This is a genomic window from Pseudolactococcus laudensis (assembly GCF_013449735.1).
GTDB lineage: Bacteria > Bacillota > Bacilli > Lactobacillales > Streptococcaceae > Pseudolactococcus > Pseudolactococcus laudensis.
Window position 1 is genome coordinate 1 of record NZ_JACBNY010000041.1, and the last position, 7,288, is coordinate 7,288.

The following is a 7,288-nucleotide window of genomic DNA, read 5'->3' on the forward strand; positions in this document are numbered from 1 at the left end:
TCTCCTTTTGAACTTAATTTTTCAAGATAGTCGCTATCTCCAAATAAATTCATCTTCAATACCTCGTTAGCTTATTTTTAATCTATTATACCTCTTTTCATACGTTTTTAGAGGTGCCCTATATATGATTTGCAAGTATCTTTAGTTGAACCAGAAAGATATCAGTTAACGGATATAACGGTGAGACTGAAAGAAGTTTACGATGGTATCTTCGATTATACAAGAAATAATTTGTCTAATGAAATTAATAGAATTGATGAGCAATTAAGATTAAGTGCATAAAGTTTTTAAAAAAGATTTGGCACATACAAAACAACCCCTTTATCAAATAAGGGGGTTGTTTTGTATGTCAGAATGTCCCCCGCCGGAATCGAACCAGCATCAAACCCTTAGGAGGGGCCCGTAATATCCGTTATACTAGAGGGACAGGTAAATGGCGTATCGCCATTTGACATTATATCATTTTATATTGATAAATTCACCTGCTTTGAGAATCTTTTCAAGTTGTTTTTGATATTTTTTGACATTCTTTTCGTCGAATGAGTTGCCAACGATGTTGACAACAACGCCTGATTTGCCCATGCGACCAGTTCGACCAGTTCGGTGGGTATAACTTTCAAGATTGACTGGAATATCAAAGTTAATCACATAGTCGAGGTCATCAATGTCAAGACCACGTGCTGCGATATCAGTCGCAAGCAGGAGTGTTATCTCACCATTTTTAAATTTTTCGATAATCGTTTTACGGAACCGACCATTGACATCGCTTGCGATAGAAACAGCCGCGATATTTTGGAAAGTCAGTTTTTCTTCGGCATTGCCGAGGTCTTCCAAACGGTTGAAGAAGACTAGACCACGCATACCAGGAATGTGAGCAATTTGTCGCAAGAGGTCAATTTTCTTGCGATTCTCGACTTTGACCATGAAATGGTCAACCGTTGCTTCCGTTTTTTCGACATTAATCTCAACCAAGTTAGGCGCAAAACTTGCCATGGTCTCATAAACTTCATGAGCCGTCGCGCTAGAGGCGATGAACTGATAATCCTTAGGTGTGCGCGTGATAATCGGTTTCACAAATTTCCATTGAGAATCTTCAAGCAGATTATCAACTTCATCAAGAATAATGGTATTGATAGCAGTCATCTTGATTTTCTTGTCTTTAACCAACTCTAGCGCGCGACCAGGTGTTGCAACGATAATTTCAGGCCCTTTTTTGATTCGCTCAATTTGTCGCTTAATACTAGCACCGGAGATTACCAGATTAGCGGTTAGGCTTAGAGGCTCTGCTAATGATTTCACGACTTCAAAAATTTGACCGGCGAGCTCACTATTGGGGGCTAAAATCAAGAGCTGTTGCCCTTGTTTTTTTTGAACTTTTAGGAGACTTGGCAAAAGGTAGGCCAAGGTTTTACCTGTACCAGTGGGGCTTGTTGCAAGCACGTTTTGTCCGGATGCAATCACATCAAAGGATTGTTGTTGAATCTCTGTAAAGTCAGAGACAGAGGCTAATACGTCTGTCCAGACTTCGGGTAGCTTATTTTTTGTCAGCGTCAAATTTAATTCCTGCACTTTCTCTCATGGCGTAACTTGTTGCAGCAACGTTAATCGCCATACTTAGCCAGTTTTCATAGTCTTCAAAATTTTTCGGGGTATTTGGGTCTTCAATCACTCTAGCAAAGTCAAGAGCTTCTTCCTGCATGCTATCTTTGGGTGCCTTAATCGGTAGTTCAAGCGTCGTACCATCTAATTTGATGAAACGCGCGTAATGAATAGCATTGACAGCATCGAGTACAAGTGTACCGGTCGTCGTATAGATTTCATTTGGTAAAAATGAATTGTAATTACCACCAGTTTTAAGGGCGGCATTAAAGCCCTCGTAGGACAAAACACCAACACCAGAAACATCAATGCCTGATTCAAGTAATTCAGCCGTATACTTGGCATACTTTGGCTTGCCAAAAAAGGCGTGCGCCGCATAAAGCAGGTAAACACCCAAGTCAGCCAATAAACCTCCAGAGAATTTAGGATTGAATTTATTAGGTAGCTCGCCATTTAGTAAAGCGGGCATTTTTGATGAATATTTAGCATAGGTGAAATCAGCGCCAACAATCACTTTATCAGCCAAAAAGTCCTTGATAATGTCAAAAGATTTTTCGTGTAAATTACGCGCCGCTTCAAAGAAAAGTACTTTTTCTTGAGCCGCAAGTTTGATAATTTTATTCAATTCAGTTGGATTCGAAAAAGCTGGCTTTTCGACAATCACATGCTTGCCAGCTAAAATCGCCGCCTTTGCCTGTTCAAAATGCAGAGAATTAGGACTCGCGACATAAATGACATCCAAGTCTGAGCCAACAAATTCAGCCAAATTTTCAAAGACATCCACATGATGAAAATCTTCAGTGAACGTCACACCACTCGCCAAACTGCGCGTATAAATCGCAGAGAAATGATACTGCTTAGTTGACAACGCCGCATCAATAAAAGCACGCGAAATCCAGCCAGTTCCAATCACACCAAGTTTTAATTTCATATTTTATCTCCATTAATTTGGCTCATATTAAGCCATTTTATATCCAATCACCGCACATCAACTATCGAAAAGGATTCCAAAGCCGACCGCCATTAACGACAATCAGGATGATACTTATTATAACAGAAAAAACCGCTAACAGCATCGCTCTTTTATCACGCTCACTAAACGGGCGCATCTGATACCAGGTACGTTTTTGCTTTTTCCCAAAATGTCTACTGGCTAGCGTCTCTTCGTGTTTTGCTTTCAGCAAAAATCGAACAGCGGCAAACTTTGAAAACTTTTGATTTTGAGCGGCAGCAGCAACGTGAAGTTTGGTATAGTTAATTTTAAATTGTTTTCTAAGCCCGAAAAGTCGACCAATCTTGTAAGACAGTCGATAAGGTAAGCCAATAGTATTAAGACTTGCCGAAATTTCTGCGGGCTGACTTGTTAGTAAAAAAATCTGTAAAAAGGTCAGAATAATGACATCTTTCAGAAAAATAGTCAGCAAATACAGCGCCTCTTGGAGTGTAAAGTCAGCAATCCAACTGATGTTGTAGTGGTAAAGTGTCACACCATAGTCAGGATTCAGACAAAAAAGAATCACAAGGTGTAGGACAATCAAAATACCAAGCCACTTAGTAAATTTTAGCTTTGCACGTACAAAACAAGCCAGTGCTACCAAAGCCAAGACACCCAAAAAACGTGTATCGTTAGAAATAAGTGCATCTGCCATTGTCAGGATAAAAATGACGAATTTACTGAATGAGTTTAAAGATTTCACCATCAGAAAACCTCCTGTCTATCCATAAATGGCAAGAAAATATCCTGATTTGTTATGAGAATCAAGGTCACGCCTTTGCGGTCGAGATAGCTCAGAATTTCTGGGAATCCCTCAAATTCAGGTTGGTCGATGATAACGATTGGTGTCGCTTGTTTGAGGATACAAGCAGTTGTAAATAAACGTTTCTGTCGATAAGACAAGTCAGATAGCCGCGCATTTTTGAGAGTTGTTAGCTGACAAAGCGCTAGCAGTTCATCAGAAATTTTAGCATCAGAGACGCGTTTGACAAAAATCATATCATCAGGATTAGCCATGATGTAGCCAATTTTGCGGCCACGTTTATCAAGAGATTGGTAGGTGACATCTTCATAGTAAAAATCAATTTCACCTGACGTCGGACGAAAACCAGCCAGCATATCAGCAATAGGTAATTCAGCAGGTGCTGTGATTGCGACTTTTTCACCTTCGTAAACAGCAAAGCTCATTTTGTCGACAAGTTCAGTTACTGAGAGGATAGCTTTGTTTGGATTAATTTGACGCTTGAGTTCTAACTCAGGTATTGGTTGCGGAGGTGTTCTTTCCGACAAGTCAATCACGCAATCAAAGAAATCAGGCTCAAAATCACCCGCTACAACCAAGGTGCCGTCAAATTCTTCTGGCAAAAATAAAGGTTCATCTAAGACTAAAATATCAGTGGGGTGGATGAGGATTTGTGCCATGGCAAGTACTTGCTTTTTGTAAGTAGATAACTCAGAAATGTCAGTTTTAAGCTCATCTGTCAAATGATAATCCTTAGCACACGCTAGAACACTTAACTTCATTTCCCTGAAAGGAATGGCATTGTTTTCTAAGGTAAAAGCGAGATTTTCAGCTACTGTGCCTGGTATGAAATTGTCGTCTAAGGTTTGAAAAAGGATGTCAAATTGATGCTTAGGAAAAGTGGCTGCTATTTCTTTGAGTAAGCTTGTTTTACCGCTACCCAGAGCGCCAGTGATTAAGATCTTGTCGCCTGTTTGGATGACGATTGGCTCGTCCACTGGCGTTTTTAAAGTGTTCTTTGTGTTCATTATAGTATCTATTTTAACAAAAAAACGAAAAAATTGATATAATAGAAGTTATGATGAAAAAACCAATGATAATTGGTGTGACAGGAGGGTCTGCTTCGGGCAAGACTTCTGTTAGCCAAGCCATACTGACCAACTTTTCTAATGAACAAATCGCTTTGATTGAGCATGATTCTTACTATAAGGACCAAAGTCATCTGGACTTTGAAGACCGTCTTAAGACCAACTATGATCATCCTTTAGCTTACGATACGACGTATTTGATTAGCCAGCTTGAGGAACTTCAGGAGGGAAAAGAGGTCGCAATTCCGATTTATGATTATACAAATCATACCCGCAGTAAAGAGACCTACTGTCAAAAACCAGTAGATGTTATCATCGTCGAAGGGATTTTAGTCCTAGAAGATGAGCGCTTGCGTGATATGATGGCGATTAAAATTTTTGTGGATACTGATGATGATGTTCGGATTATTCGTCGGATTAAGCGAGATATGTCAGAACGTGGTAGAAGTTTAGATAGTATTATCACACAATATCTGGGTGCAGTGAAACCGATGTACCATGAATTTATCGAGCCAACGAAACGCTATGCTGACCTGATTATTCCTGAAGGTATCAGCAATTTGGTTGGTTTAGACATTATTAATACCAAAATAGCGTCAATTTTGGAAGAAAATAAGTAAGAAAACGTTTACAAATCTTTGTGAATTATGCTATAATGTGTCGGTAAACTAAAATTAAGTAAGGACGAACGATAGATGAAAAATGATTTGTTTGATGGACTCAAAGCGAAAATTGCAGGGAAAAATTTAAAAATAGTTTTTCCAGAAGGTATTGAACCGCGTATTCTTGGCGCGGCTTACCGTTTGCAGGCTGAGCAGTTAGTGACGCCTATTCTTTTGGGCAATGTCGAAGAAATTTCAGCGACATTACGCTCACGCGGTTTGCAGTCATCACTCTTTACGATTATTGACCCGGCAGATTATGAACAATTTGATGAAATGGTTCAAGCGTTTGTAGAACGTCGTGCAGGCAAAGTAACTGAAGAACAAGCGCGTGATATTTTATTGGATGTCAACTATTTTGGCACGATGCTAGTCTATATGGGCTTAGCTGATGGTTTGGTATCTGGTGCAGTCCACTCGACTGCTGATACAGTACGTCCAGCACTTCAAATCATTAAGACTAAACCAGGTATTTCAAGAACATCAGGCGCATTCTTAATGGTACGGGCTTATGGTAAAGAAAAATATATTTTCAGTGACTGTGCGATTAATATCAAACCAGGTGCTCAAGAGCTTGCAGAAATTGCAATTGATTCAGCAGCAACAGCAAAATTATTTGATATTGAACCACGTGTCGCTATGCTCAGCTTTTCAACCAATGGTTCTGGCGCATCAGAAGATGTGACAAAAGTTGTCGAGGCAACCAAAATAGCCAAAGACTTACGCCCAGAACTTAAAATTGATGGCGAAATGCAATTTGATGCGGCTTTCGTACCAGAAGTTGGTCGCCTGAAATTCCCGAATTCTCAAGTTGCCGGTAATGCCAGTGTCTTTGTTTTCCCAGATTTACAATCTGGGAATATCGGTTACAAAATCGCCCAACGTCTCGGAAATTTTGAGGCCATTGGCCCAATTCTTCAAGGTCTAAACAAACCAGTCTCTGACTTATCACGTGGCTCAAATGAAGAAGATGTTTATAAATTATCAATCATCACGGCTGCTCAGGCTTTGATGTAAGACTAAAACATAGAATGAATCTGGGACAAGAGTCCTCTAAAAAATAAGCTATGAATGATTTTCTATTGACATTAGAAATAGTTCATAGCCTTTTTTGTATCATGTTTTGGTGCTTCTCTACCAAATCTGTATTCTTTTGCCAAAACAATACGAAATTGGTAAAAAAATCGTTAATTTTCTACCAAATCTGTATTCTTTTGCCAAAACAATACGAAATCGGTAAAACTACTATTTATTAATTTAAAAAAAGCTAGGACAAAATGTCCCAGCCCATTTCTTATGATTTAAAGCCAACCCCAATGCTTAAAAGCATTGACGATACCGTGGTCGGTATTAGCGGTTGAGATGAATTCAGCAATTGTTTTGAGCTCATCTATGGCATTTCCCATGGCAGTCGCGTGGTCAACAGCTTCTAGTAGGTGGATGTCATTTGGTCCATCACCAAAGCCGTAAGTTTCGCCAGTAAAGCCTAATAATTCAACGACTTTTTTGATACCTGTCCCCTTGTTTGAACCGGCATTGATGATGTCAATTGAATAAGGCGTATTTTTGAAGTAATTAAATTCAGGCACTAGGTTTTGATAATAGGCAACATCGGATGCTTGGTCGCTGAAAATCAGGAGCATGTTAATTTCGTCTGTCAGGTAGCGCGTGTCATTGACAGTTGGTAACGGTGCATCGGTATAACCGTAAGCATCTTTGACGAGAGGTGTCATCTCAGAAACCCAATAACTATCCTTATCATAAAAAGCAAGTGATTGATTTTTAGCGTCTGCTAATGTTTTCAATTTCTGGATATTAGCCACCGCCATTGGCTCGTGGTAAATGGTTTCGCCTTCAACGATGATAAATTGACCGTTCATAGCAACCGCACTCGTAATACCTGACTGAGCCATGAGTGACTCTAGTTCAAAGTGTCCACGTCCAGTAGCAATGACAGGCAAAATACCGTTGCGTCGAATGTGGTGGAGGGCTTGGATAACTTCCTCGTCAAGTTTGCTTTGTTGGTTCAAAAGCGTGCCGTCGAGGTCGAAAAACGCCATCGCATGATATGTCTTGTTTAGGGCACCTCTAAAAACGTATGAAAAGAGGTATAATAGATTAAAAATAAGCTAACGAGGTATTGAAGATGAATTTATTTGGAGATAGCGACTATCTTGAAAAATTAAGTTTAAAAGGAGACCCT

General features: G+C 39.6%; 7 protein-coding genes and 1 tRNA gene. 2 read left to right on the forward strand and 6 right to left on the reverse strand.

Annotated features, from left to right (window positions below):
- Window positions 1-355: 355 nt before the first annotated feature.
- From HZR21_RS11010 to HZR21_RS11030, 5 genes are all read right to left on the reverse strand, one after another.
- Window positions 356-427, reverse strand: a tRNA-Arg gene (locus HZR21_RS11010).
- A gap of 32 nt (window positions 428-459) precedes the next feature.
- A complete protein-coding gene (locus HZR21_RS11015; RefSeq protein ID WP_374940032.1) occupies window positions 460-1,569 on the reverse strand; it encodes a DEAD/DEAH box helicase in 1,110 nt (369 codons plus the stop codon).
- A complete protein-coding gene (locus HZR21_RS11020; RefSeq protein ID WP_180747656.1) occupies window positions 1,535-2,530 on the reverse strand; it encodes a Gfo/Idh/MocA family protein in 996 nt (331 codons plus the stop codon). Before HZR21_RS11020 ends, HZR21_RS11015 begins: the two co-directional genes overlap by 35 nt.
- Before the next feature lie 61 nt (window positions 2,531-2,591).
- Window positions 2,592-3,299: an energy-coupling factor transporter transmembrane component T family protein gene (locus HZR21_RS11025; protein ID WP_180747657.1), complete on the reverse strand. Its 708-nt coding sequence runs from the start codon at window positions 3,297-3,299 to the stop codon at window positions 2,592-2,594.
- Window positions 3,299-4,363 (reverse strand): ATP-binding cassette domain-containing protein, encoded by a 1,065-nt coding sequence (locus HZR21_RS11030; protein WP_180747658.1) that lies wholly within the window; start codon window positions 4,361-4,363, stop codon window positions 3,299-3,301. The genes HZR21_RS11025 and HZR21_RS11030 overlap by 1 nt, the downstream gene beginning before the upstream one ends.
- A gap of 53 nt (window positions 4,364-4,416) precedes the next feature.
- On the opposite strand from HZR21_RS11030, the gene udk reads away from it, so the two are divergent.
- A complete protein-coding gene (udk, locus tag HZR21_RS11035; RefSeq protein ID WP_180747662.1) occupies window positions 4,417-5,043 on the forward strand; it encodes a uridine kinase in 627 nt (208 codons plus the stop codon).
- A 75-nt stretch (window positions 5,044-5,118) separates the two neighbouring features.
- Window positions 5,119-6,102 (forward strand): phosphate acetyltransferase, encoded by a 984-nt coding sequence (pta, locus tag HZR21_RS11040; protein WP_180747659.1) that lies wholly within the window; start codon window positions 5,119-5,121, stop codon window positions 6,100-6,102.
- Between the two features lie 284 nt (window positions 6,103-6,386).
- Here the strand turns inward: pta and HZR21_RS11045 are convergent, their stop codons facing one another.
- Complete coding sequence (locus HZR21_RS11045; protein WP_180747660.1) at window positions 6,387-7,145, reverse strand: Cof-type HAD-IIB family hydrolase; 759 nt, start codon at window positions 7,143-7,145, stop codon at window positions 6,387-6,389.
- Window positions 7,146-7,288: the final 143 nt, after the last annotated feature.